22 protein-coding genes are annotated in these 26,676 nt (G+C 58.4%); 8 read left to right on the forward strand and 14 right to left on the reverse strand.

Translation table 11 applies throughout. The features are described from left to right. Positions 1-228 precede the first annotated feature (228 nt). The 3 genes from Q1K07_RS12315 (at position 229) to eat (ending at position 4,065) form a co-directional block, all read left to right on the forward strand. Positions 229-1,647 carry an ethanolamine ammonia-lyase subunit EutB gene (locus tag Q1K07_RS12315; protein WP_300311226.1) on the forward strand — a complete coding sequence of 473 codons (1,419 nt, stop codon included), beginning with the start codon at positions 229-231 and terminating at the stop codon, positions 1,645-1,647. Continuing rightward, on the forward strand, positions 1,637-2,485 hold the full coding sequence (gene eutC / locus Q1K07_RS12320) for an ethanolamine ammonia-lyase subunit EutC (RefSeq protein ID WP_300311228.1): 849 nt from the start codon (positions 1,637-1,639) through the stop codon (positions 2,483-2,485). Before Q1K07_RS12315 ends, eutC begins: the two co-directional genes overlap by 11 nt. A gap of 149 nt (positions 2,486-2,634) precedes the next feature. Beyond that, entirely contained in the window at positions 2,635-4,065 is a 1,431-nt protein-coding gene (eat, locus tag Q1K07_RS12325) for an ethanolamine permease (RefSeq protein WP_300311230.1), read from the forward strand. Positions 4,066-4,131: 66 nt separating this feature from the next. On the opposite strand, the gene Q1K07_RS12330 is transcribed toward eat, so the two are convergent. Continuing rightward, positions 4,132-4,740: an NAD(P)H-dependent oxidoreductase gene (locus Q1K07_RS12330; RefSeq protein ID WP_300311385.1), complete on the reverse strand. Its 609-nt coding sequence runs from the start codon at positions 4,738-4,740 to the stop codon at positions 4,132-4,134. 386 nt (positions 4,741-5,126) lie between these two features. Continuing rightward, complete coding sequence (locus Q1K07_RS12335) at positions 5,127-5,876, reverse strand: MliC family protein (protein WP_300311232.1); 750 nt, start codon at positions 5,874-5,876, stop codon at positions 5,127-5,129. A gap of 435 nt (positions 5,877-6,311) precedes the next feature. Here Q1K07_RS12335 and Q1K07_RS12340 point away from each other — a divergent pair, with 435 nt between their 5' ends. After that, positions 6,312-7,226 (forward strand): LysR family transcriptional regulator, encoded by a 915-nt coding sequence (locus tag Q1K07_RS12340; protein ID WP_300311234.1) that lies wholly within the window; start codon positions 6,312-6,314, stop codon positions 7,224-7,226. 277 nt (positions 7,227-7,503) lie between these two features. Here the strand turns inward: Q1K07_RS12340 and Q1K07_RS12345 are convergent, their stop codons facing one another. Beyond that, on the reverse strand, positions 7,504-9,108 hold the full coding sequence (locus tag Q1K07_RS12345; RefSeq protein ID WP_300311235.1) for an ATP-binding protein: 1,605 nt from the start codon (positions 9,106-9,108) through the stop codon (positions 7,504-7,506). Between the two features lie 4 nt (positions 9,109-9,112). Next, a complete protein-coding gene (locus tag Q1K07_RS12350) occupies positions 9,113-9,832 on the reverse strand; it encodes a winged helix-turn-helix domain-containing protein (RefSeq protein WP_300311237.1) in 720 nt (239 codons plus the stop codon). 450 nt (positions 9,833-10,282) lie between these two features. Here Q1K07_RS12350 and Q1K07_RS12355 point away from each other — a divergent pair, with 450 nt between their 5' ends. The 4 genes from Q1K07_RS12355 (at position 10,283) to Q1K07_RS12370 (ending at position 15,476) form a co-directional block, all read left to right on the forward strand. Next, positions 10,283-13,171, forward strand: a complete 2,889-nt coding sequence (locus Q1K07_RS12355) for a ribonucleoside-diphosphate reductase subunit alpha (protein WP_300311239.1) — start codon at positions 10,283-10,285, stop codon at positions 13,169-13,171. A 123-nt stretch (positions 13,172-13,294) separates the two neighbouring features. Beyond that, the gene (locus Q1K07_RS12360; protein WP_366945074.1) at positions 13,295-14,575 is read left to right on the forward strand and encodes a ribonucleotide-diphosphate reductase subunit beta; all 1,281 of its coding nucleotides are present in this window, start codon (positions 13,295-13,297) and stop codon (positions 14,573-14,575) included. Between the two features lie 167 nt (positions 14,576-14,742). Further along, positions 14,743-15,045: a hypothetical protein gene (locus Q1K07_RS12365; protein WP_300311243.1), complete on the forward strand. Its 303-nt coding sequence runs from the start codon at positions 14,743-14,745 to the stop codon at positions 15,043-15,045. Next, on the forward strand, positions 15,045-15,476 hold the full coding sequence (locus tag Q1K07_RS12370; RefSeq protein ID WP_300311245.1) for an NUDIX domain-containing protein: 432 nt from the start codon (positions 15,045-15,047) through the stop codon (positions 15,474-15,476). Before Q1K07_RS12365 ends, Q1K07_RS12370 begins: the two co-directional genes overlap by 1 nt. A gap of 64 nt (positions 15,477-15,540) precedes the next feature. Here the strand turns inward: Q1K07_RS12370 and Q1K07_RS12375 are convergent, their stop codons facing one another. From Q1K07_RS12375 to Q1K07_RS12420, 10 genes are all read right to left on the reverse strand, one after another. Further along, a complete protein-coding gene (locus tag Q1K07_RS12375) occupies positions 15,541-16,074 on the reverse strand; it encodes a DUF417 family protein (RefSeq protein WP_300311247.1) in 534 nt (177 codons plus the stop codon). A gap of 209 nt (positions 16,075-16,283) precedes the next feature. Beyond that, the gene (locus Q1K07_RS12380) at positions 16,284-18,362 is read right to left on the reverse strand and encodes a TRAP transporter permease (protein WP_300311249.1); all 2,079 of its coding nucleotides are present in this window, start codon (positions 18,360-18,362) and stop codon (positions 16,284-16,286) included. Positions 18,363-18,497: 135 nt separating this feature from the next. Further along, the gene (locus Q1K07_RS12385; protein ID WP_366945073.1) at positions 18,498-19,520 is read right to left on the reverse strand and encodes a TAXI family TRAP transporter solute-binding subunit; all 1,023 of its coding nucleotides are present in this window, start codon (positions 19,518-19,520) and stop codon (positions 18,498-18,500) included. A gap of 307 nt (positions 19,521-19,827) precedes the next feature. Beyond that, entirely contained in the window at positions 19,828-20,832 is a 1,005-nt protein-coding gene (locus Q1K07_RS12390; RefSeq protein ID WP_300311251.1) for a DMT family transporter, read from the reverse strand. Positions 20,833-20,912: 80 nt separating this feature from the next. Then, on the reverse strand, positions 20,913-21,692 hold the full coding sequence (locus Q1K07_RS12395) for an AraC family transcriptional regulator (protein ID WP_300311253.1): 780 nt from the start codon (positions 21,690-21,692) through the stop codon (positions 20,913-20,915). An 11-nt stretch (positions 21,693-21,703) separates the two neighbouring features. Next, entirely contained in the window at positions 21,704-22,609 is a 906-nt protein-coding gene (locus Q1K07_RS12400) for a LysR family transcriptional regulator (protein ID WP_300311389.1), read from the reverse strand. Positions 22,610-22,639: 30 nt separating this feature from the next. Then, positions 22,640-22,879 (reverse strand): hypothetical protein, encoded by a 240-nt coding sequence (locus Q1K07_RS12405; RefSeq protein WP_149286393.1) that lies wholly within the window; start codon positions 22,877-22,879, stop codon positions 22,640-22,642. A 48-nt stretch (positions 22,880-22,927) separates the two neighbouring features. Next, on the reverse strand, positions 22,928-23,065 hold the full coding sequence (locus Q1K07_RS12410; protein WP_300311255.1) for a hypothetical protein: 138 nt from the start codon (positions 23,063-23,065) through the stop codon (positions 22,928-22,930). A 37-nt stretch (positions 23,066-23,102) separates the two neighbouring features. Further along, positions 23,103-23,906: an SDR family oxidoreductase gene (locus Q1K07_RS12415; protein WP_149286394.1), complete on the reverse strand. Its 804-nt coding sequence runs from the start codon at positions 23,904-23,906 to the stop codon at positions 23,103-23,105. Positions 23,907-24,223: 317 nt separating this feature from the next. After that, on the reverse strand, positions 24,224-26,662 hold the full coding sequence (locus tag Q1K07_RS12420; RefSeq protein WP_300311258.1) for a glucose/quinate/shikimate family membrane-bound PQQ-dependent dehydrogenase: 2,439 nt from the start codon (positions 26,660-26,662) through the stop codon (positions 24,224-24,226). Between the last annotated feature and the right edge of the window lie 14 nt (positions 26,663-26,676).

Here is a 26,676-nt window from a genome sequence, read left to right on the forward strand (position 1 = left end):
GAATTGATAGTGTCCCTTGGGCAAGCCCTCTACTTTGAATATGCAATTCTCGCTCCGTTTTCCGCTCGACGGAAACGCTGAATAAATCAGCCGAGCGGAATGAAGCACAAGGCGCACGGAGCGCAACAACCGGAGCCTATGGGGTATAGGTGAGGATTGTGAGCACCGCGCAACGCAGTGATTCGCACGCGCAGGCATTTATGCAGTGTTTCCCTGCCGGAGACGACCATGTCCAAGGAATTTCTCTATACACTAGGCCACCGATGCTACCGCTTCCGCAACCTTGCCGAACTGATGGCCAAGGCGACTCCCGCACGTTCGGGAGACCGGCTGGCAGGCGTCATTGCCGAGTCTGCCGAAGAAAGAGTGGTGGCACAGATGGTCTTGGCCGAGCTGCCGCTGAAGGTGTTTCTGGAAGATCATCTGGTGCCTTATGCAGAAGATGAGATCACTCGTCTGATCATCGACACCCATGATGCTGCCGCCTTTTCGTCAATCGCTCATCTCAGCGTAGGGGATTTTCGCAACTGGCTGCTCAGTGACCAGGCGACACCGGAACAGATCTCCACGATACGTGCAGGCATCACCCCGGAAATGGCCGCCGCGGTCAGCAAGATCATGCGCAATCAGGACCTGATTCTGGTGGCTCGCAAGTGCCAGGTCACCACGGCCTTCCGCAATACCATCGGTCTGCCAGGTCGGCTCTCTACACGTCTGCAGCCCAACCATCCTACCGACGATGTGACCGGGATTGCGGCCAGCATTCTCGATGGCCTGCTCTACGGCAATGGTGATGCGGTCATTGGCATCAACCCTGCCACCGACAATGTCGCCCAGAGCATCAAGCTGATGAAACTGATGGATGAGGTGATCCAGAAGTACGACATTCCTACCCAATCCTGTGTGCTTACCCACGTCACCAACACGCTGGAAGCCATCGAGCAGGGAGCTCCCGTGGATCTGGTGTTTCAGTCCATCGGAGGCACCGAAGCCACCAATGCCAGCTTCGGCTTCAATCTCGCCACGCTCGCCGAGGCTCAGGATGCCGCCAAGGGACTAAAGCGAGGCACGGTCGGCAACAATGTCATGTATTTCGAAACCGGCCAGGGCAGTGCGCTATCCGCCAATGCGCACCATGGCCTTGACCAGCAGACCTGCGAAGCACGCGCCTACGCGGTGGCACGTCACTTCGATCCCCTGCTGGTCAACACCGTCGTCGGTTTCATCGGCCCGGAATACCTGTTCGACGGCAAGCAGATCATCCGCGCCGGGCTTGAAGATCACTTCTGCGGCAAGCTGCTTGGTGTCCCCATGGGTTGCGACATCTGCTACACCAACCATGCCGACGCCGACCAGAATGACATGGACAACCTGCTGACCCTGCTGGGTGTCGCCGGTTGCACCTTCATCATGGGCATTCCGGGATCGGACGATGTGATGCTCAACTACCAGACCACCTCCTTCCACGACGCGCTTTACGCCCGCCGTGTGCTCGACCTGGCGCCAGCCCCTGAATTCGCTGACTGGCTCACCAGAATGGCCATCTTCGATGATATTTCGGGATATCGTCTCAACGACGGTTTGCCGCAACCCTTTGCTCGCTCTCTGGCCAACCTTCCCTCGCAGGAGGCTGACCATGAGCACTGACAAGCCGTCTCGCCCCGTCACTGACAACCCCTGGCATCTTCTGCGCCGCTTCACCGACGCCCGCATCGGTCTTGGTAGAGCAGGTGTCAGCCTGCCCACCTCTCGCTCGCTGGAATTCCAGCTGGCACATGCCCAGGCCCAGGATGCCGTTCACCTGCCGCTGGACGTGGATGATCTCTGCCTTCAGTTCGAGGCGGAAAGTTCACTCTCCTCGGTCATGTCCACACAGCGCCTGCCCATTCAGCGTCTACACAGCCAGGCCAGCGATCGTCAAACCTACCTGCAGCGCCCGGACTGGGGACGACGCCTGGATGAGGCTTCGCGAGAACAACTGAAGCGGGCCACCGATGTTCCGCAGGCATCCTATGACCTGGCCATTGTCGTGGTGGATGGACTGTCTTCCTTTGCCGTACAGCACAATGCCGTTCCCTTTCTCCGCGCCCTGAGCGACGGCCTCGACAACGACGACCACCACTGGTCTCTCGCACCATTGACGGTAGTCGAACAGGGAAGAGTCGCCATTGGCGATGAAGTCGGCGAAATGCTCAACGCCAGTGCGGTGCTGGTGCTGATCGGGGAGCGTCCCGGCTTGAGCTCTCCGGACAGCCTCGGCCTTTACCTCACCTGGGGACCGAGAATTGGCCTTACTGATGCCTACCGCAACTGTATTTCCAATGTCCGTCCGGCAGGCCTCGCCTTTTCCGAGGCCAGCCGACGGCTTGTGTACTTGCTACGCGAGTCGAGAAAGCTGGGGCTGTCTGGTGTGAAGCTCAAGGACCGCACCCAGGACGACGTGATCGAGACATCGGAAAGTCCAGGCAATTTCCTGACGTCCTGACTCGCCAATGCCCTGGAATGATGGCGTGTCAGAACGCGCTTCTGTTTCAGAAAACGGCTCCAGAAAGCGCTTAAAGAAATTTGAAGAAAGCCCCTAAAACAAGCAGTTGAAGAAAGCGATACAGACAACAATGACAAGAGGATTATCCCATGACGGACTCGACGATTGACCGGGAGTACCTGGCCAAGCGCCAGTTGAAGAAGGGCACCGCCGGGTGGGTGTTACTGGCGGGACTTGGTGTGTCCTACGTGATTTCCGGTGACTTTGCCGGCTGGAACTTCGGTATCGGTGAAGCAGGATGGGGTGGCTTCGTGATTGCCGCCATTCTGATGGGCATCATGTATTTTGCCCTGGTGCTGTCTCTGGCAGAGATGTCGGCAGCGATTCCTGCATCTGGCGGGGGATACAGCTTCGCTCGCCAGGCCATGGGGCCAGCAGGAGGTTATCTGACTGGACTGGCGGTATTGATCGAATACGCATTGGCGCCGGCAGCCATTGTCATCTTCATCGGCGCTGCAGTGGAAGAGCTGTTGGGCATCAATGGTCCTCTGGTGTACGCCTTGTTCTACGCGATCTTCATTGGTATTCACCTGGCGGGAGTGGGAGAAGCCCTCAAGGTGATGATGGTGATCAGCGGCCTTGCTGTCTTTGCCATTATCGCTACAGCCCTGGCTCTGCTGGGTGCATTCGATGCTTCGCGACTCTTTGACATCACCCCGAGCGATGCTGCCGGGGCCAGTGCTTTCCTGCCCTTTGGCTGGGCCGGTGTATGGGCGGCACTACCCTTCGGCATGTGGCTGTTCCTGGCCGTGGAAGGCGTTCCCCTGGCAGCGGAAGAGTCCAAGGATCCTGCCCGAGATGTGCCACGAGGCATCATCGGCGCCATGCTGTTCCTGATCGTCACTGCCGTGCTGGTGGTGGTACTGCTGGCTGGTGCTGCCGGAGCCAGTGCCATCGGCCAGAGTGGCGTGCCGTTGGTTGACGCTTTGAAAATGGCCGACCACCCGACCCTGGCCATGCTGGTCAATGTGCTGGGCCTGGCAGGCTTGATCGCCTCTTTCTTCTCGATCATCTACGGCTACAGCCGCTTGGTGTTTGCCTTGTCTCGGGCGGGTTATCTTCCGCGCATGCTGTCCCTGACCAGCAAGCGCAAGGCTCCGACCTGGGCACTGGTCATCCCGGGCATATTTGGCTTCCTGGTGTCACTCAGCGGAGAAGGCGACCTCATCCTTGGCATGGCCGTGGTCGGCGCCACCCTGTCCTACTCGTTGATGGCGCTCAGCCATATCCTGCTGCGTCTCAAACGCCCCGACATGCCCCGCCCCTACAAGACACCTGGCGGTATGCTGACCTCTGGCGTGGCACTGATCCTGTCGCTGGTGGCATTGACGGGCGTCTACGCTTTCGACCCTCGCGCCTTCTTCTACACCCTGGCGCTGTTCGTGGCCGGCGCCGCCTATTATTTCCTCTACAGCAAGAACACCCTGGTCGCGAAAACCGCCGAGGAAGAATTCCAGCTGGTCGCCAACGCAGAAAGCGACCTTGACGAAGACACCGCCTGGAGTGCCAATGCAAGCTGAGGCCACTTGCCTCAAACGCCAGGGGCGCCCAAATGGGCGCCCCTGGCGTTCTCATTGATGACGAGACTACAGCGCTGTCACCAAAGCCTCGATCTGGTTGTGAGCCTCACCCAATGCTGTTTCCTTGATCTCGTCGCCCATGTTCAAGCCTTCGGCGTACACCGCATCAAGCTCGGTAATCCCGATCAATCCCAGCATATGGGTGATGTGCGGTGTCTGGGAATCCATCGCGGTACCCGCATACTTGCCACCACGGGCCGCCAGCAGGATAGCGCGTTTGTTTTCCACCAGGCCCTGTGGGCCATTTTCGGTATAGCGGAAGGTCTTGCCTGCGCGCAGGATACGATCGAACCAGGCCTTGAGCTGGGAAGGAATACCCAGGTTGTACATGGGAACAGCCAGCACGATCACATCATGCGCCTGCACTTCAGCGATCAAGGTATCGGAAACCGCAGCAAGCTCGCGTTGCTCGCTGGTACGCTCTTCCTCGGAAACCTGCCAGCTGGATAACTCTGCGATATTGAGGTGAGGCAAGTCATCCGCCACCACATCACGGATGGTCAGTTCAATGTCGCCACGCTGTTCAGCGAGACGCTGGAAGTGACGAGCCAGGCCCAGAGACTGACCGTGATCGCCAAGAATCGAAGAAGTCACAACGAGAACGCGGGTCATAATGAACCTCCAAAGATTGTTGTGTTGCAATGAGGCTCAGTTTACGCCCAACTTTTTCGATAAAAAGCGCAATATTTCATGCAAAGCATTCGAAAAATACGACTGAAGCGCCATCAAGGCGCTTCAATCCAGGTACCTGTTCCCGTCTTGCCTTCTCTCAATGCCCCAGGCATTCAGGCAGCTTTTCCCGTTACATTGGGCTTCGTACGAAAAGTCAGCGAGCGATGCTCAGGGCTAGGTTCGCTCCCGGCGAACCAACGCACTTCCCACGTCCATGTGGGTCGCAAGGCGGAATTGATCGAAAAAGCGGAGTTTACGGGACGTAAATGAGCATTTTGCGATCAATGCCAACACAGCATGAGCAAGCGCAGGTACTTTTCACACAAAGCCTATGGAGCGATGCCCTGCCCACACCCCCTATACTGCTGCCCATTGAGCGTCAGCGTGACCTTGGCAGGCCAGGGAGTACCGGACATGTCATCAAAACAGGCACCTGCTTCGATACGCGCTTCAAAAGGTGCATCCGAGCGGCCACTGACCAGAATCACTCGACCGGCGCCGTTGTCCAATGTGGAAACACGGTATGGCAGCGAGGCTTTACGCTCACCGTAATCCAGCGACAGGTCGATCTTCGGCACATCATTGGCCAGGCTCATGCTCCACCCCGGCTCATTCCCTGTGGCATAAAACATGACCCCGGGCTTTTCCGCACGACGCAGAGAATCACGCTGCACCTGGGCCTGGCACTCCAGACGGCCTCGCGCATTCTCTACAGTGGCCTCATCCCCCTTGAGCCAGACGCTGAGGTCGCCGTTCTCATAACGGCTGCCACTGGCGACGACGGTCTGCGGCAACTGCTGGCCACCTGCGCTGGACCACACTCGCAGCGCATCGGGCTGCGCAGCCGTGACCAGGTTCTGGGAAGGGCTGCAGCTCCAGCCGACGAAGTTCGTCGCCTCACCAACGAACAGTGACGATGGCAAATACGGTGCCTTGGCGTCCTTATCCGGGGTCGAGCCCCAGATCGAACTTGTACCACTGCTGCTGGTTTCCTGCTGGGTGCCCGTGGTACTGACACACCCACTCAAGCTGAAAGTGCCGATCGCGGCGGAAAGCATGAGGACAGCGGAACGCTTCATGCGGGGCTCCTGTTCTTCTAAGTAAGAGGAAACGCTGAATAAATCGGCGAGCATACTCAAGCGCACCGCGCACTAATTCGCCGGGAGCGAATTAGAACATCCTTCAGGATGGCCCGGAGGGTAGCCGACATAGGTGGCGGCTATAGCCCAGCGATTGAGTCGCGCAGACCTTTATGCAGTGTTTCCAAAACTGTTCCCTGAAGCTGCTCACTTTATCAGCCCTGGCCAATATCCAGCAGCAATGTTTTCGCTTCGGCGACATCAGACAAGCCATGAGGGGCAGATAGGAACATGACTCATCATGAAAATCTCAGCTCGTCATGAGCACATGATCAAGATGCCACTGGCCAGTAGGCAGTGAGTCAAACTAAACTTGTCAAACTTTTATATGAAAAGGGCTCAGGGGAGGCGGGACCGTTTCCCATCTATATACTCATGCTCGAACTCCGCCATCTCCGTACACTGGTGGCACTGCGTGACGCCGGCTCCCTGGTCGAAGCTGCCGAACGCGTGCACCTGACTCAGTCTGCACTATCCCACCAGCTCAAGGATCTCGAGGAGCGTCTGGACAATCCCCTGTTCATGCGCAAGACGCGACCGGTGGAATTCACCCGTGCCGGATTGCGGCTGTTGAACCTGGCCGAGCAGATTCTGCCGCAGGTGCGCATGGCCGAGCGCGACCTGGCCCGCCTGGCCGGTAACGAACAAGGCCGGCTGCACATGGCCATCGAGTGTCATAGCTGCTTCCAGTGGTTGATGCCCACGGTGGATCACTTCCGTGACCACTGGCCGGAAGTGGAAATCGACATTCCTGGCGGCCATCACTTCGATCCGCTTCCCGCCCTGGCTCGGGAACAGCTGGATCTGGTCATCACGGCAGACCCTCAGCCTCTGCAGGGAGTCCATTACGAGCCTCTCTTCCGTTATCAGGGACTCCTCGCCGTAGCACGCCAGCACCCACTGGCCGACAAGACTTTCATCGAGCCTGCCGACCTGGCCGACCAGACCCTGATCACCTACCCGGTGGAGCGTTCACGGCTGGATGTGTTCACACAGTTTCTCGACCCTGCTGGCATCACCCCTCGAGAGGTGCGCACCGCAGAGCTGACCATCATGATGATGCAGCTGGTGGCCAGCGGACGAGGCGTCTGCGCACTACCCAACTGGGCACTGACCGAGTATCTGGAGCGGGATTACGTCAAGGCAGTCAACCTGGGAGAGCACGGCGTCTGGAGCACTCTGTTCGCGGCCATTCGCGAGGACACTCGCAGCGCACCATGGATGGAAGACTTTCTGCGCACCGCAAGGGAGACATCTTTCAGGGTGCTGGAAGGTATCAAGCCTGCCTGAGGAATGCCTGACGCCTGAAATGCCTTAGGCTTTGTGTGAAAAGTCGGCGAGCGATGATCAGGGCTAGGTTCGCTCCCGGCGAACCAACGCACTTCCCACGTCCATGTGGGTCGCAAGGCGGAATCGATCGAAAAAGCGGAGTTTACAAGGTGTAAATGAGCATGTTGAGATCGATTGACTCGCTTCGCTCGCCCTTCGGGCCAGCCTTTGGCTGTTGTCTCCGCTTCGCTCCGGCTCAGCGCAGCATGGGCAAGCGTAGGCACTTTTCGTACAGAGCCTAGGGGCGGCGTGGCAACATCAGGGAAAACCGCGCTCCTTGAAGACTTGGGCTTTCATCCACCATGACGTTGCCTCCATGCCAGGCCATGATCTTCTGCACAATGGATAAACCGAGACCATAACCGCCAGAACTGCGGGTACGGCTGTCATCAAGGCGAGCGAAGGGTTTGAAGATGTCCTGACGCGCCTGTGGCGGCACCCCATCCCCATCGTCTTCCACGTCCAGGCGGACCATTCTCGATTCTTCGCTCAAGGTGACCTTTACCTTGCTATGCGCATGGCGACAGGCATTGGCCACCAGATTCTGAATCGCTCGCTGCAGATAACGGGCGTCACCGTTGACCTCAATATCCTCCCCAGGGGCAAGCTGCAGTGTCACAGCACCATGCAACGGCTCGAGCGATTCGATCACTCGCAGGCTGACTTCTCGCAGGTCAACCAGTGTCGCCGAGGTTTCCACGCCACTGATGGTCTCGCTATCGAGACGGGCATAGGTGAGGATTTCGTCGATCAGGTCATCCAGTTCATCAATATCGCTGTCCACACCCCGTAGCTGACTACGAACCAGTGGGTCGTCCGACATGTCTTCCACCATCTGGGTCGCGAAACGAATTCGGGCCACTGGCGTTCTCAACTCATGGGATACGGCACGAATCATGTCCTGCTGAGCACGCAACAAGGACTGGACCTGGGATGCCATGCCGTTGAAGGCCATGCCGACTCGACCGAGGAAATCACTGCTTTCCACCTTGACCCTGGTATCCAGACGCCCACTGGCCAAGCGGGTAGCCGCCATTTCCAGGCGGGACATACGAGCCTCGATACCCCGTACGATCATGTAGATGGCCAACGCCAGCGCGCTCATCAGCAGCACCAGCAACGACACCAGCAGCGCAGGTGGTCGCGACTCATACGATTCCATCGGCCCGACGGTCAGCCAGGAAGGAGGCTCTCCTTGAGGATGAAGCTTCATGAACAATGCCACCGACCAGCGCTCCGGCAACAGATGCAGGACGACTTCACCATTATCGAGCTGTTCAGAAGGTTGCTCGCCCAAGGCCTCGGGCGGGGTATTTGCCAATGAGAGCGGGAAACCACTTGCCGTCAGCATGTCGAGCCGTGCATTACGTGCCGCCCCATCGACAGCTGCGAGCCAATTGCCAGCCAGCATGGTCATGCCGCGCAACTGCCGCTCGCTCATCCCCATCAGAGACGCTTCAAGTACCATGCCACTACCGGGAACAAGGCGCACAAATCGCCAGCCTTGCTCTCCGCTATATTCGACCAGCACCCCGCCTCGCTCCAGGCGGATACGTTCGAAGTAGCTTGGTGCATAAGACGCAATGGAAACCAGGGACAGGGACATGTCGAGGGCTTCGGAGTAGCGCGTCAGCCAGGCTTCACGCTGACCAGCGGGCTGTTCCGCAATCACACTGGTCAGTAGCTGCATGGGCGCTGCTGCGAGATTCTCGCGGTAATACTCGACACGCACCTTGTCGACCAGAATGAGACCCAGCATGGCCAGGCCCAGCGCCACGACCAGAGTAGCCGCCAGCATGACATATACTCGCAGGAAAGTGCTGTCGACCAAGGCCCTGCGCATGGCGTCAGTTGTCCTTTACGAACAGGTACCCTTTGCTCCTCACGGTCTTGATGCGGTGAGGATGATGGGGGTCATCACCAATCTTTGGCCGAATGCGCGACACTCGTACATCGATGGAGCGATCCTGGCCATCGTAGCGAATGCCGCGCAGCTGGGAGAAGATTTCCTCCCGAGTCAGCACTCGTCCGGCATGGCTGGCCAGCAACCACAGCAGATCGAATTCTGCACTGGTCAGGTCAATACGACTTCCTTTCAACCAGGCTTCCCGAGTGGCATTGTCGATTTCCAGATCACTGAACATCAACCGGCTCTCGTCACTACTGTTGCTGTCGCCACTATCCCGTCGTCGCAACAATGCCCGCATACGGGCCAGCAATACTCGTGGCTGCACGGGTTTGGGCACGTAGTCGTCGGCCCCCATCTCCAGGCCGAGCACCTGATCGAGATCATCCGTACGCGCGGTCAACATCAGGATGGGACCTAGGTAGTCGTTGCGTACACGCCGGCAAATCGACAGTCCATCCTCGCCGGGCAGCATGAGATCGAGAATTACCAGATCCGGCTGAATATCAAGAATTCGTTGTACGCCACGCGCACCATCGCCTTCCACGGTGACACGAAAACCATTGGCTTCGAGATAGTCCCGGGTCAGGTTGGCGAGGCGCTCGTCGTCCTCGATGATCAACACGTGATCCTGTTCACGCAGGTCTGGGCGGTCTTCCATAATTCCCCGGTTCCTTTTTGTTGCGTTGATTTTGTTGCATTGGTCTTGTTGCACAGACTGTACTGCTTTGCCTCCCTCTCGGCCAAAGCATTCTTTTTCGGGCCGACGTGATGAGCAAGCCGTTAAACATCACGTAAGAATACCGCAAATTTTGGGTATCGCCTTCCCCAAGTACAACTCACTCTCACCAAGCGCCAGGCCGCCCCACTGCTGGCCTCATGAAAAAAGCAAAAGTTGCCCTCTGGATGACCACATCTCTTCCACAAGGTCATCCACAAAGTTATCCACTTGATGAGGTGGCAAAACCACACTATCTTGTGTTCGAAATCTCATGAGGCACCATATCATGTGCCTCTAGCAATCTCACTTCACACTGTCAACCACCGTTTTTCAGGTGGGTATTTTTACTTCGAGACTTATTTCGACATTCAGGTAGGGAACCTCGGCGCCATGGATACACTCGCTTCTCCGGACCACTCGTCCGTCTCCGTCACTGCCCCCCAGACGCTGCGTGTCATCAAGCGCACAGGGGATGTGGTGCCGTTCGACGCCGGCAAGATCGCCGTGGCCATGAGCAAGGCATTCATTGCCGTTGAAGGCGACAACGCTGCGACATCATCTCGGGTTCGCGAGTTCGTCAAGGAGTCTTCCGACAGCATCCTGCAGACGTTTGTCCGCCGCATGCCGGATGGTGGCACCGTGCACATCGAAGATGTTCAGGATCAGGTCGAACTGGCGCTGATGCGCAGCGGCGAGCAGAAAGTCGCCCGTGCCTACGTGCTGTATCGTGAAGAGCATACCCGTGCTCGCGAGGCCAGTGGCATCGCCAAGCCCCATCCGACCCTCAATGTGACCCATACGGATGGCACAGTCCGCCCGCTGGACCTGGGTCGTGTCGAGACACTGGTATTCGACGCCTGCGCAGGCCTCGAGCACGTCGATCCCAACAAGATCGTCCAGGATTCCCTGAAGAACCTGTATGACGGTGTGTCCGTCGATGGTGTCTCCCAGGCACTGATGATGACGGCACGGACCCTGGTCGAGCAGGATCCCAACTACACCTACGTTACCGCCCGCCTGCTGCAGGATAACCTGCGCCGTGAAGCATTGAGCTTCCTCGAGATTGCCGAAGATGCCACCCACGGCGACATGGCCGAGCTGTACAAGCCGGCATTCAAGGCCTATGTGGCGCGTGGCATCGAATTCGAGCAACTCGACCCCAGACTGGGCGAATTCGACCTGGAACGCCTGGGCGATGCACTGGACCACAACCGTGACAACCAGTTCACCTACCTCGGTCTGCAGACCCTCTACGATCGTTATTTCATCCACAAGGATGACGTGCGCTATGAACTGCCCCAGGTGATGTTCATGCGCGTGGCCATGGGGCTGTCACTCAACGAGGATGAACGCGAAGCCCGTGCCATCGAGTTCTACGAGCTGCTGTCCAGCTTCGACTACATGTCTTCCACCCCGACGTTGTTCAACGCCGGCACCCTGCGTAGCCAACTGTCCAGCTGCTACCTGACCACCGTACCCGACGACCTTGAGCACATCTACGGTGCCATTCGTGACAATGCCCTGCTGTCCAAGTGGGCTGGCGGCCTGGGCAACGACTGGACACCGGTTCGCGCACTGGGCTCCTACATCAAGGGGACCAATGGCAAGTCACAGGGTGTCGTGCCGTTCCTCAAGGTGGTCAATGACACGGCTGTCGCGGTCAACCAGGGCGGCAAGCGCAAGGGAGCGGTCTGCGCCTACCTGGAAACCTGGCACCTGGATGTCGAGGAATTCCTCGAGCTGCGCAAGAACACGGGAGACGATCGCCGCCGTACCCATGACATGAACACCGCCAACTGGGTGCCGGACCTGTTCATGAAGCGCGTCTTCGACGATCAGGAGTGGACCCTGTTCTCTCCATCCACCTGCCCGGATCTCCACGACCTCTACGGTGTTGCCTTCGAGAAGCGCTACGCGGAATACGAGGAGATGACCCGCAATGGCCAGATCAAGCTGTTCAAGCGGGTCAAGGCCAAGGACCTGTGGCGCAAGATGCTGTCCATGCTGTTCGAGACAGGCCACCCCTGGATCACCTTCAAGGATCCGTGCAACATCCGCAGCCCGCAAAGCCATGCCGGTGTTGTACACAGTTCCAACCTGTGCACCGAGATCACCCTCAATACCAGCATCGATGAGATCGCTGTCTGTAACCTGGGCTCCATCAACCTGGCCCAGCACGTGGTCGATGGTCAGCTCGATGGCGACAAGTTGAAGAAGACTGTGCGCACCGCGGTACGCATGCTCGATAACGTTATCGACATCAACTACTACGCGGTACCACAGGCCAAGAACTCCAACTTCAAGCATCGTCCGGTGGGACTCGGCATCATGGGCTTCCAGGATGCGCTCTATGCCCAGGGCATTGCCTACGCCAGCAACGATGCCGTGGCGTTTGCCGACCGTTCCATGGAACTGATCAGCTACCACGCCATCGAGGCCTCCAGCGACCTGGCTGCCGAGCGCGGCCGTTACGAAAGCTTCGAAGGCTCGCTGTGGAGCCAGGGTGTACTGCCCATCGACTCCGTCGACAAGCTCAAGTCCGAGCGTGGCGAAAAGTACATCGAAGTCGACACCAGCACTACCCAGGACTGGGAGCATATCCGCGAGAAGGTACGCAACCAGGGGATGCGCAACTCGAACGTGATGGCCATCGCCCCCACGGCGACCATCTCCAACATCTGTGGCGTTACCCAGTCCATTGAGCCGACCTACCAGAACCTGTTCGTCAAATCGAACCTGTCTGGCGAGTTCACCGTGGTCAACGCCTACATGGTCAACGACCTCAAGGAACGCGGTCTGTGGGATGAGGTCATGATCAACGATCTCAAGTACTACGACGGCAGCGTACAGCCCATCGACCGTATCCCGGAAGATCTCAAGGCCAAGTACGCCACCGCCTTCGAAGTCGAGCCCAAGTGGCTGGTCGAGGCGGCCTCCCGTCGCCAGAAGTGGATCGACCAGGCTCAGTCGCTGAACCTCTATATTCAGGGCGTGTCCGGCAAGAAGCTCGACGTGACCTATCGCATGGCCTGGTTCCGCGGTTTGAAGACCACCTATTACCTGCGTGCCCTGGGTGCCACTTCGGTGGAGAAGTCCACGGTCAACCGCGGCAAGCTCAACGCCGTAAGCAATGGCTCTGCCCCTGAAGCGCCGGCAGCGGCCCCTTCTTCGGCGCAACCCGAGCCGCGTGGCATCGATGATTTCCTCAAGGGGAAGGGCGGCCAGCGACCACCTTCCGCCGGAGAGATCGACGAGCTGGGCTGCGAAGCCTGCCAGTAATCAAACAGGAATGGCGGCTCTGCTCATCGCGAGCCGCCTAAATACAGAGCTGCAATGAGACTGCTCGAAGCTCGAAGCTCGAAGCTCGAAGCTCGAAGCTCGCAGTCATCATGAACCGGAGATATTTACATGCTCAACTGGGACGAGTTCCACGAAGACGATACCAGCGTCGCCGAAAAGCCTGCCGTTACCAAAGCACCGGCACCCGCGGTGGAGCCGGATGCTGCAGCCGTACAGGAAAGTACGGCTGGTAACAGCTCCAGTAACACTTCCAGTAACACTTCCAGTAACTACAAGGCCGCCGAAGAAGATCGTCTGGCACGTGCGCGCCAGGCTCTGGAAGAGCTGGATGTTGCCGCGGGCCTCGAGGAACTGGAAATGGGTGCGGCCCGGATCGAGGTCGACGACAAGCGCATGATCAATGCCCGCGCGGACCTCAACCAGTTGGTGCCGTTCAAGTATGAATGGGCCTGGCAGAAGTATCTGGATGGCAGTGCCAACCACTGGATGCCCCAGGAAGTGAACATGAACGCGGATATCGCGCTGTGGAAAAGCACGGACGGCCTGACGCCGGACGAGCGCCGCATCGTCGAGCGTTCACTGGGCTACTTCTCCACTGCCGATTCGCTGGTGGCCAACAATCTGGTCCTGGCCGTCTATCGCCTGATCACCAATCCCGAGTGCCGCCAGTATCTGCTGCGTCAGGCTTTCGAGGAGGCCATCCATACCCACGCCTATCAGTACTGCGTGGAGTCCCTGGCCATGGATGAAGGCGAAGTCTTCAACATGTACCGGGAAGTGCCGTCGGTTGCAGCCAAGTCTGCCTGGAGCCTCAAGCATACCCAGTCGCTATCGCGTCCGGACTTTAACACCGGCACCCCGGAAACCGACCAGGAACTGCTGCGCAACCTGATCGCTTTCTACTGCGTCACCGAAGGCATCTTCTTCTACTGCGGCTTCAGCCAGATCCTGTCCATGGGTCGCCGCAACAAGATGACCGGTGTCGCGGAGCAGTTCCAGTACATTCTGCGTGACGAATCCATGCACCTGAACTTCGGCGTCGACATGATCAACCAGATCAAGATCGAGAATCCGCATTTGTGGACGCCTGAATTCCAGGACGAAGTCACCCAGATGATCCTCGAAGGTACTGAGCTGGAAATCGCTTATGCCCGTGACACCATGCCTCGCGGTGTGCTCGGCATGAATGCTGCGATCATGGAAGAGTACCTGCACTTCATCTGTAACCGCCGTCTGGCTCAGATCGGGCTCAAGGAACAATTCCCGGGTGCCCAGAACCCCTTCCCCTGGATGAGCGAGATCATCGATCTGCGCAAGGAGAAGAACTTCTTCGAGACCCGCGTCACCGAATATCAGGTCGGCGGCGCTCTGAGCTGGGACTAACCACACCACCAGGATCAGGGAGGAAAGGCAGCGTCAGAAGCACGAATAACGGAAAGTACGTATAAGGCAAGCGTCTCACCAGCGGTAACCTAGCCACGAAAATGGCCTGTCTGCGGCTTGTCATGTCACCGACTGCATACAGTGCCCAACTGAAGAGGGAATGACTTATGCCGGTATCCCACCATCGTCTTCAGCGTGACCCCAGAGCCTGGCAGTCGGCTCTGGACCAGGCCCTGGCCGCCCATGATGGCGAACGCGCCCTGGCACGTTATGAGCACCTGGCTCATGCCTTTCCGTCACCGGAATACGACCCGCGTGATGAGAGCCACCCTCACCTCAACCTGGATGCCCTCAAGCGCTGGGCACTGTATCGCGGCTGGCAGGCTCGTCCAGCCACCGACCGCGTCCAGGAAGGTGAGGTCTATCGCCCTCCTGTGCGCTTCACTCGAGTAATGGGTAAGTACCATTGATGGCAACCTCCGATACCCTTGCCACTCGCACCTTGCACATCGCCGCCGCCCTGATCCTCGATGGGCGGGGGCGATTGCTGCTGGTACGCAAGCGTGGCACCCAGGCCTTCATGCAGGCCGGAGGCAAGATCGAGCCTGACGAAACACCAGAGGCAGCACTACGCCGGGAACTGAAGGAAGAGCTCGGCGGTACTCCGGCCCAGATCCACTATCTGTGCGAAGCCTTTGCCCCAGCGGCCAATGAGCCTGGCTATCGCGTCCACGCACATCTGTTCAACGTGACCATGACAGGCGAGCTGTCACCGGCTGCGGAGATCGAGACACTGCATTGGGCCACACCGCAGGAAGCGCGTCAGCTCCCTCTTGCAGCGCTGACTCGCGACCATGTCCTGCCATTGGCAGAGAGCCTGGTCCTGCAGCCCCTGGTTTGAGGCACCTTGGATAACGAGCCAGTCGCCCCTGATGCAGGTACATGAGTTCAAGAACCTGCTTTGATCAATGGGCCGAAACACGCCTGTCGATGTCGTTCTCCTGGATGGTGTGGGCTGTTTGACGCCGTTCAGAGAGATCGGCCAGTGATTGCATCAACACAAGGAAAGATGCCGCGAGCAATCCGATGTCCTTCAACAGGAACTGCCCTGGAACCACGCTGATCGCTGGAAAGCCCAACTGAGCTTCGAATACTCCTGGCGTAGATGCCATGAAGCTAAGGGTCGTGATAAACAGGCCGCAGGACAACAGCCCTCCCAGTGCTGACAGCTTCGGTGAGATCAACCGGCCAGCAATCAATAGTGCAATGGAGATTTCCACGACACCGAGAAAGTTGGAAAATCCTCTGACGGAAAACAGCCCGTACATCCAGGATAGCAATGGGCTGTTCGACACGAGAGGTACCAGGCCCTGAGCCTCGTAGTCGGTGAATTTCATGCCACCGAACCAGAGATAGATCACGGTCAGTGCAGCAAAGAGGCTATAAACAGCGAGCTTGTGGAATGTCTGACTGGTCTGGGCAATATGACTCTGTGACATGAGAACCGTCCCTAATCTTGGATACGCAGGACACCTGCCTCACTGGAGGGATCGCTGCTGGAATACCATGGCTCGACCGCCTTCATCAGGTGATCGATGGCTCTCTGTCGTACCGTGGTAATGGACCTTACAACTTGTGCCCAGGCTGGCACAGACTCGCGACCATAGTCTGCCATTGGTGCAAAGCCTTTTCCTTCTCCTGACTTGATTCACGTTCCCTTGCTCTTTCGCGGCATCGCCACCTGACGCAACGTCACGGCCCCCAATATTCCTATTCCCATCAGGGTAGAGGTCATATGGGGAGCAATCAGCAGAAATGCCGCTATCGCGAGCACCACTCGCTCCATCGCATACAAAGGACCGCGCAACCAGTTGGTGATGGCAGCAGACAAGGACAGGATGCCCAGCATCGCGCCACCGGCGGCGAGCAAGAATGCCTGAACCGTGAACTCGGGTGTCACGATCAGCAAGGCAGGCGAGAATACGAAGACAAAAGGTACCAGGGCCTTGCCCATGCTGAGACGGAAGGCGGTATTGCCCGCCTTGAAGGCATTGGCCCCGATAATACTCGATGCAGCATAGGCAGCCAGTGCCACCGGTGGCGTCACATCCGCCAGCACTCCGTAGTAGAACACGAAGAAATGCGCGACCAGCGGTTGTACGCCCAGCAGACCCAATATCGGTGCTGCCACGGCCACCATGATGATGTAATTGGCTGTCGTCGGAATGCCGCAGCCCATCAGAATGCAGACGACGGCTGTCAGCATGAGTGTGAACAGCAAGGTGAGCGTCGGTATTCCCATCACCTCGAAGGGAAGCACGGTGAGCAGATCATGCACGGCTGATGCCCAGCCACTGGCCAGGCCAGTGACCATATAAGCAATCTTGAAACCCACGCCGGTAAGCGTCACTACGCCAATGATGATGCCCACCAGCGCTGCCGCCGCCGTAATCGGCAAGGACTGCCTCGCGCCTTGAATGAACCCTTCCCAGACACCGATGGCCGCCACCTTCAAGCCAGCCATGACGCCATGCGCCTGAACCGACTGGATGACCAGCACACCCATACAGGCCGCGATGCCCCAGAACGCCGCCAGGAAGGGGGTTCGCCCGCGCATCAGCATCACCATCAGCAGAATCAATGGAATGATCGATAGCCAGCCCTTTCGAATCACCTGCCAGGCATTGGGCAATTCTTCCTTGGTCAATCCTCTCAGCCCGAGGCGGCGAGCCTCCAGATGCACCTGCAGCAAGACACCGAAGAAATGCATGAACGCAGGAACGATAGCCGCCAGCAGGATGGTGGTCAGTGGCATGCCGAGATACTCGATCATCAAGAACGCCACTGCACCCATCACTGGGGGAGTAATCTGCCCCCCGGTGGACGACGCTGCCTCTACTGCAGCGGCAAAGTGGCGTGGATAGCCAATCCGGGCCATGGCTGGGATCGTCAGGGCACCTGTCGTCACCGTATTGGCTATCGAGGAGCCGGAAATGGACCCCAGCAAGGCAGATGACACAACGGAGACCTTGGCCGGCCCACCAGCAAAGCGCCCGGTCACGGCTGACGCCACATCGATGAACAGCTGACCCAGCCCGACGCGGGTTGCCATGACACCGAACAGAACAAAGTGGAAGACATAAGTCGAAATGACGCCCAGTGCGGTACCGTAGATGCCCTGAGACGTCAGGTATAGATGATTGACAAGGTCCGGCCAGTCCGCCCCGGGATGCACGAAAATGCCCGGAAACGACCGCCCGAAATAGGCATAGCACATGAACAGGATGGCAATGACGGGCAATGGCCAGCCCATGGAGCGGCGCACGGCTTCCAGCAACACCAGAATGAGAATGGTGCCCATCACAATGTCGATGGGTAAAGGATTGCCGACCCGGAAAGCCAGCTGGTCATAGATCCATGGCACATACAATGACGTGACGGCCGCCGCAATAGCCAACACCCAATCCAGCAGGGGCAGGCCCATGGGCGCCCACCAGCCTGGTCGCGTCTCGCGTCTGCTGAAAGCGGAAAAGCAGAAAAAGACCAGTGCCAAGGTCACCGCCATATGCAGTCCACGGTGAAAAGTTGTCCGTGGAATGCCGAAACCAGCGGTATAGAAGTGGTAACACGCCAGCAGGAACAACACACTGCTGGTAAAGATAGTGAGTGCCCTGCCAAGCTTGCGAAAGCGCTGCTCTGGATCGAACCGGGCTTCCAGCTCCTGTGGCTGCACTTGCTTCAATCCACTGACATCCGCCTTCTTGTCGTTATCATCTGGCGCCTGCATCTTGTGCCTCGTCAGTTGCTGAGGCAAGGCGCCGGACGGCGCCTTGCCTTGCTGCTCGTCTCGAATACGTGACTTAAAGGAAGCACTGCATCAATCAGCCCTTCCCATGCACGACATTCCAGTGAGCAATGCCTGTCACTGCAGGACACCAGCCTCCTTGTAGAATTTCTCGGCACCTGGATGGAAGGGAATACCGACGCCAGAGGTGGCTGAGTCCAACTGGATCAGTTTGCCCTTGGCATGTCCCGCATCAAGCAAGGCACGAGTATTGTCGTTCCATAGCGCCTGGGTAATGTTGTAGACCAGTTCCTCAGGCAGGTCTGCACTGGTCACCCACTGCGCACCCACGGAAAGGGTTGCCACATCAGCATCCTGGCCTTCATAGGTACCTGCAGGCACGTTATCTGCCGTAAAGAAGCTGTATTGCTCCAGGATGCCATCGGCACCTTCCCCGCTTATCGGGATCAGCCTCACATCATGCTGGCTGGCCAGCTCCGCAATGGCACCGGCAGGATAACCGCCAACAAAAAAGAAGGCGTCCATGGCACCATCGCGCATCCGATCTGCCGCCTGATCAGGCTTGAGAAATTCAGCATCAATGTCCTTTTCGCCGAGTCCGAAACCCTCCAGCACAATCCGTGCATCTACCAAGGTGCCCGAACCAGGCTCATCCAGTGACACACGCTTGCCCTTCAGGTCTTCCACACTCTCGATTCCTGATTCTGCACTGACCACCAGATGCAGGCTTTCGGGATATAGATTGGCAATCATGCGCAGTTTGTCCGCCGCCGGCTTGCCCTCCCATATCCCGGTACCGGTCTGCGCCCAGGTCACCACATCGGCCTGGGCAAAGCCGCTTTCCAGAGTGCCACCCATGATGGCGTTGATATTGCCGACCGAACCATTCGAGGCAACTGCCGTGGCCACCAGGCCAGGCACGCCACAGGAGCCACCTTCTTCACAACTCCGGGAACCCGGAGGGTTGGAGATAGCATTCGCGATCAGGCCACCTATCGGATAATAGGTACCGGCCGTACCACCGGTACCGATACGGAAAAAGGCCATGTCCTGAGCACTGGCACTGCTTATCGACAGTCCTATTGTCAGAACAAGGCCTAGCAGCATTTTGATGTATTGAAATTTGATGTGTTTAAACATGGTAGGTATGCCCTCTTGTTGTAGTAATACGGCACAATAGCCGTCAGCACTTTCATGCTAGGCCAGCTATCCCCACCTTGCGCGAGGACAATGACCCACCGAACCAAAAAGCTGACGGCAGGCTACCGATCACTTCACTTTCGAACAGCTTGTGTCCTGGCACACCTCCCCCAGCGCCAGCAGCTACCAGCAACGGTATAAAGCCCTCCTCCTCGGGGTGAGAACTGCGGCCCCGGGAGCAGTTGCAGGAATCCTGAGGGCCTCGCAGCTCCTTGGCACCCGACGATGCCACCAGTCGATAGCGTGTCTATCTGCTGCACAGCCGCCCCAGCCAGCCACTTCCAATGAGCATGCCAAGCGTGATCAGCAATGCCGCCAGCCCTAGCCACAGGGTGGCCTGGGCATAGCCCGTCACGACCAGGACCAGGGTCGAAAGCAAGGGGGTGAAATAGGACAGCAGCCCCAGCAGGCGCAGATCACCACGCTTGACGCCGATATCCCAGGTAAAGAAGGCACTCCCTACCGGCCCGAGCCCAAGCCCAATGACACCCAGCCATGCAATGCCTTCAGGCCAGCGAGTAGTCTCGAAGGCCAGATGACACACTCCTGCTAGCACTGCGGTGGCCAGACAGAAGCCACCCACCGCAGCGGTAGGCACATGGCTCGTCGCCCGGGACAACACGGAATAGCCACTCCATAGAAAGGCGCAGGCAAAAGCTGCCAGATACCCTAATGTGCTGCCACCCGCATCCACGTCTCCACCGATCAGCAATGCTGCCCCACAGAATCCCAGCAGGCTCCCCACCACATGAATGGCGCGCAGGCGCTCACCCGGCAACAACGCCACGAACAGCACGATCAGCAAAGGCCATAGGTAGCTGATCAGCCCCGCATTGGCAGGCGGCGCATTCTGCTGGGCAACGAAATACAGTGCGTGGTAGCCGAACAAGCCCACCACACCCAACAGCCAGATACGTGGCGGCTGGCGCATGGCAGCAAACAGCGACTCCCCGCGGACGCCTAGATAGGCGGCAAAGCAGATGAACGCAATGGCGAAGGCAAGCGAAGTCAGTAGAAACGGCGGCACCGGCCCCGCCAACTGGGTCAATGCCGCGAGCAATGCCCAGTTGAGTACCGTGGAGGCGCCGATCAAGGTGGCGCGGCGTTGGGCGCCTGAAGCTTGAGTGGCGCGGCGTTGGGCGCCTGAAGCTTGAGTGGCGCGGTGTCGGGCGCCTTGAGCTTGGGCACTGCGGTGCTGGATACCGCGGTCTGCATGCTGGCTGACATCACCTTCGGTTGAAGTAGATGACATCTCGGGTTCCCCTGTCACGAACGTTTACCCGAGTGTGCTCTAGTAAGCGCGACCAGACTTGTCGAATCCTGACCTGTCTCTCATTTCTGTCGTCGAGCGCGCCACTGGCGCGGCGAACAGCCGTATTGCTGACGAAATGAACGAGAGAAATGGGCACTGTCATGAAAGCCGCAAGCCAGCGCAATGTCGGTCAGGGATGCCAGCGAGTCCTGCATGCGCTGCCGGGCCAGAGCCAAGCGCTCCCGCATCAGCCAGGTATAAGGCGCTACCCCAGTCAATGTACGAAACTGGCGCGCAAATACCGCTTCCGCCAGATGGCACATGGCCGCCATCTCTGCCACTTTCCAGGGATAAGCCAGATCCGCGCGTAACGCTGGCAACAGTCGCAACAGACGCAGACGTGGTGGTGCGCTCCCTTTGCTCCCAGATACGCCCAGGTAACGGTCCACTGCGCTCAGCCAACCCACCAGTGTCTCATTGCTGGGTACATCGCGGGTGGCAGATGCGCTATGGGCCGTATGCCGTGACAGCCTCGATGCCTCCTTCACAAGCGCAGGAGGCAGACGCCATCCGCTACCGACGGATGATGTGAACAGCCTCTCCAGAGCCAGTTCCTGGCACCAGGCCTGAGGCAGATCCAGCACCAGGATATCGTTGTCGCCAGGGGCCAGATAATGGTGCATGGCACCACTGGCAACCGGGGCCACGACACCAGACCCGACACGCACGGCTCGCCCATCCACTTCCAGTTCCACGACGCCACTGACACCCAACAGCAGCTGGTGAAACTCATGGCGATCACTCAGCACGTGATCGGGGTAGGATCTTGTTTCAATGACCGGACAGGCTAGATGGCTCATTGGCCGAAACCTCAGACTTCCACATGCGGGGCCAATAGTTCAGACAACCACTCGGCAAAAGCATCAATGCGCGAGGTGCGATGGCGTCGATTGGGATACACCAGCGACACCGGCATACTGGCAGCTTGCCAGGCGGGCAGCACTTCGACCAGACGGCCCTGTTGCAGCGCCTCAGAAACATCATAGCGCGGCACCTGGATGATCCCCAACCCTGCCAGACAGCAGGCAATATAGGTCTCGGCGTTATTCACCAAGACCCTGCTGGACAGTACGATCTCACGTTGTTGGTCCTGCACGGCAATGTCGAAGGCTTGCTCCCGACCACTGTCTGGCGAGCCATATCCCACCATATGATGTCCTGTTCGTAGATCTTCCGGCTGCTCAGGACAACCATGGCGGGCAAGATAGTCAGGGCTGGCACAGTTGACCATGGCAACTCGCCCCAGCGAACGCACCACCAGGCTAGAGTCGCTCAGCTCTCCGAAGCGCAACGCACAATCGATGCCTTCCGCCACCAGGTCAATGTGTCGGTCGGAGCTCCCCAGCACCACATCGAGGCGTGGATGGCGCTGCAACCATTGCGGCAATGCCGGAGCAATCAGGCGGCGTGCAACACGGCTGGGAACATCCACCGAAAGCCGCCCTGCCACTGCTTCCCGCCGCTCCTGGAACAATGCTTCCAGGCCCTCGATATCCGCCACCAGCGCCTGAGCCCGGGGCAACAGTATCTGACCATCCTGGGTCAGTCGCACCTGCCGGGTAGTGCGGTGCAACAGGCGTGCACCCAAGGCACTTTCCAACCGTTGGATCGCCAAGGATACCGTGGCCCTGGGCCAGTCGAGGACATCGGCCGCACGCGTAAAGCTGCCCATTTCTGCCACACGCAGAAAAGCCCGCAGCTGTTCAGTTCGGTCCATCACGCCCCTCTCACCGGTCTTGAGTCCTCTTCAACCTTTTACCCGCCACCATCCCAACCCCACCGGAATGCCATACACAAAGGCATGCACCAGCAGTTCTTCTCCCAGCGCATAACCATGCGACAGACCAAGATTCAGGTTCCAGCCACAGACCCCCAGCCACACCAGGCTGAAGATCCACATGGCGGACCGTCGCTTGGCGCCGGTATAGCGCCACAGCAGCAATGCCAAGAGGATAATGCCCATGGCAATGATCAACAGGCTTCTCATGATGCCCCTCGTTCCGATTCCCTGGCAGGCGGCGCCCGCATAGCATCATCATAGCCAGCATTGGCCATAACGTACTGACAGGAAACGAATGGACAGTGAAAGGAAGGGAACAACAGCGGTATCTACAACGACATCTACAGCACCAACGACACCGGGAGCTACAGGCTCCCCGGTGCCATGTGCCATCCATGATGCTCGTGGGATGGCGCAGTGATGACCTGGCTTACTTGGTGGTGTAACCACCGTTGAGCAGCAACGTCTGTCCCGTCATCCACCAACCATCGGTCACCAGATGACGCAATAACGGCACCACATCCTCGATATCCGTCAGGCCGGTCTTGCTGAAAGGAGACAATGCGGCAGCCGTCTTGTGGTAAGCCACGGCATCTTCACCTTCCTGACCATAGAAGAATGGCGTATCCATGGGCCCCGGCCCTACTGCCGTCACGGAGATACCACGCTCGCCGAACTCCTTGGCGGCAGCGCGGGTGAAATGCTCCACTGGCGCCTTGGCACCGGCATAGGTGGAGTAGAACGGTGTGAAAGCCCCCAGCAACGATGTCACCAACGTGACGATCCGTCCGTGGTCCTCCAGCACTCGGCCTGCTTCCTTGAGAAAGAAGAAGGCGCTCTTGGCGTTGATGGCGAACATGGTGTCATACTCGTCTTCGCTGATCTCCAGCATTGGCTTCTTGAGCACCATCCCCACCGTGTTGATCGCGACATCCACCTTGCCAAAGCGGGCCTTGACCGCATCAAACAGCTCAGCGACTGCCTGGGCTCGAGTCAGATCCCCTTGAAATAGTTCACACTCTGCGCCCAATTCCTGCACCGCGGCCTGAGTTTCTTCCGCCGCAGCTCGCGAGGCATCACTGTTGTAATGCACGGCCACCGCTTTAGCGCCATGATTGGCCAGGTCTCTGGCCAGCAGCCCTCCCAGGTTCTTGGCCCCACCAGCAATGAGTACCACCTTGCCGTTGAGAGAGTGGCCGTTGAGAGAGTGGTCGTTGATAGAATGGTCGCGCATAGGAAACATCTCCACACAATGCATGTTTAGTGTTGTCTAGGCTAGTTCGCGACGTGCGGCGGATCATTCAGCTTTGCTGTCAACACTATCCATGTATTGCCAACAATGTATTACCAACACCGTTTTACCGACAAGGTCTTACCAACAAGCTCTTATCAGCAAGCTCTTTATCAGTAATCTCTTATCAATAAGGCCTTATCAACGACGGCGCTTTTCCTCTCCTTCACATGTGTGATCGGCATAAAAAAGACGCCTTCGACAAGCGAAGACGCCTTTTATCAGCAGAAGAAACGGTGATCGTCTATCTTGCCCTGAATCTATTCTGGCAGCGCATATCCAATCACATAGTCCCCAAGCTTGGTACCGAAGGTGCCATGACCGCCGGCAGTGACCACGACATATTGACGTCCATCTGCACCACGATAGGTCATGGGCGTGGCCTGGCCTCCGGCTGGCAGGCGTGATTTCCACAGCTGTTCACCCGTGGTGATGTCATAGGCGCGTACATACTGGTCCAGGGTACCGCTGAGGAAGGTGACACCACCCGCAGTCGTCATCGGGCCACCCAGCGCGGGCACTCCCACTTCGAAGGGTACCGGCAGGCCAAAGGGCATGCTGTCACGCGTGGTACCGTTGCGATGCTTCCAGGCCACCTGGGGTTGCTCGCCACCCGACAGATCTATGCCCGCGACTTCACCCCAGGGCGGAGCCTGGCACGGCAGCGCCAGCGGGGACAGCAAGGGGCCCATTTCCACAGCATAAGGTGCGCCCTTATTGGGTTGCAGGCCCTGTTCACTGGCCGATCCTTGGCCTTCCTCGACCTGGTCACGAGGGATCATCTTGTCGACGAAAGCCAGGTAGTTGGGAGAGGTGAAAATCGCCTGGCGCACCGGGTCCACGGCAATACCGCTCCAGTTGAACACGCCGACATTGCCCGGATAGACGATGCTGCCCTCCAGCGATGGCGGTGTGTACTGCCCTTCATAACGCAGCGAATGGAACTTGATCCGACAGATCATCTGGTCCAGCGGTGATGCCCCCCACATATCCGCCCCTGTCAGAGGCTCCGGCAGCAGGTTCAAGCGCGAACGCGGCTGTGTCTGGGCTGTCCAGTCACCCTCCACGGCGCCCTGGGGAGCAGGCAGCTCATCGATGGGTACAATGGCTTCCCCCGTCTCACGGTTGAGCACATAGAGGCTGCCTTGCTTGGTCGGCTGGATGACAGCCGGCACCTCCTCGCCATTGATGGTGAGATCGATCAGTACCGGCTGGGCTGGAGTATCCATATCCCACAGGTCGTGGTGGACAAACTGATGGACCCAGGACAGCTTGCCAGTATGGACATCCAGTGCGACCAGACCTGCGCTGTAGCGCTCGTCATCCTCGCTGCGGTCCGCTCCCCACTGGTCTGGTGTTGCATTGCCCATCGGCAGATACACCAGGCCCAGCTCTTCATCGACACTGAACGGTGCCCAGACATTGGGGGAATTACGCGTATAGACTTCGCCCTCCGCCAGGGGGGTGGTGTCATCCGGGTTGCCGCTATCCCAGTTCCATATCAGCTCGCCACTGCGTACATCGAAAGCACGAACTACACCAGAAGGCTCGTCGGTGGAACTGTTATCGGTGACATGCCCGCCGAGAATCACCAGGTCTTCCGTCACCACCGCCGGTGAAGTGGAGTAATAGCCGCCAGGATCGAAGGGGCCGATATTCTGTGTCAGGTCGACTTCGCCATTGTCACCAAAGCTCTCGCAGCGTTCCCCCGTATCTGCATTGAGGGCGATCAGGCGAGCATCCGCTGTGGGTACGAAGATACGCCGAGGACACATGACATCCGTATCGCTGAGCATCGGCTCGGCTTCCTGGCTCGAAGCCAACTCAGCAGCATCCTGGGCAGAGCTACCAGCACTGGTATCGCCGCCATATTGCGCCACATCGTAGTAGCTCACCCCACGACAGGTCATGTGGGCCCAGCGCGAGAAGTTTTCCGCGCCCATGGTGCTGATCTCAGGATCGAAGGTCCAGTCGGTTTCTCCTGTCTCGGGGTCCAGTGCCATCACCCGACTATGCGAAGTGCAGATGTAGAGACGGTCGTTGACCTTCAGCGGAGTGTTCTGGTTGGTAATCTCAGGAGGAGAGTCCGGCGTTGCTGTATCTCCGGTCTGGATGCGCCACACTTCCTTGAGCTGGGCGACATTTTCCGGAGTGATCTGGTCCAGGGCGGAATAATGGGTACCGGCATTGGTACCGCCATAAGCGACCCAGTCATCACCGGCAACCTGGCTGGGATTGGGTGAAGATGCAGGAGCAGTGCCAGTGATCTGCCCTTCGGTGCTCAAAGGATCCTTGAGCTGAGTGGCAATGGCTACGCCAATGGCAAACAGTACCGCCAGCGACAGACTACCACTGGCAAGCAAGCCACTACCTCGCCGCCACCAGGGCAGCAGCATCAGGATACCGATGGCACACAGAATCGCGACTCGTGGTACCAGTTGCCACCAATCCAGGCCAACTTCCCATAGGGCCCACAGGGTCGTGCCAAACAATACCAAGGCATAAAACCACAAAGCATGGGGGCTGCGCTTCATCATCAGCGCCCCGGACAGGACCAGGCCGGCACCGGCAACCAGGTAATACACGGACCCACCCAGCATCACCAGATAACCGCCTCCAGCCAGCAGGGCCAGGCCCAGTAGAAAAATCAAGGCCCCCAGCAACCATGCAGGTCCCCGGCTCATGGGTCGACGTTCCATCGTGTTCTCCTTGT

Origin of the sequence: Halomonas sp. (assembly GCF_029263665.1) — a bacterium.
In the GTDB taxonomy this organism is placed as follows: domain Bacteria; phylum Pseudomonadota; class Gammaproteobacteria; order Pseudomonadales; family Halomonadaceae; genus Halomonas.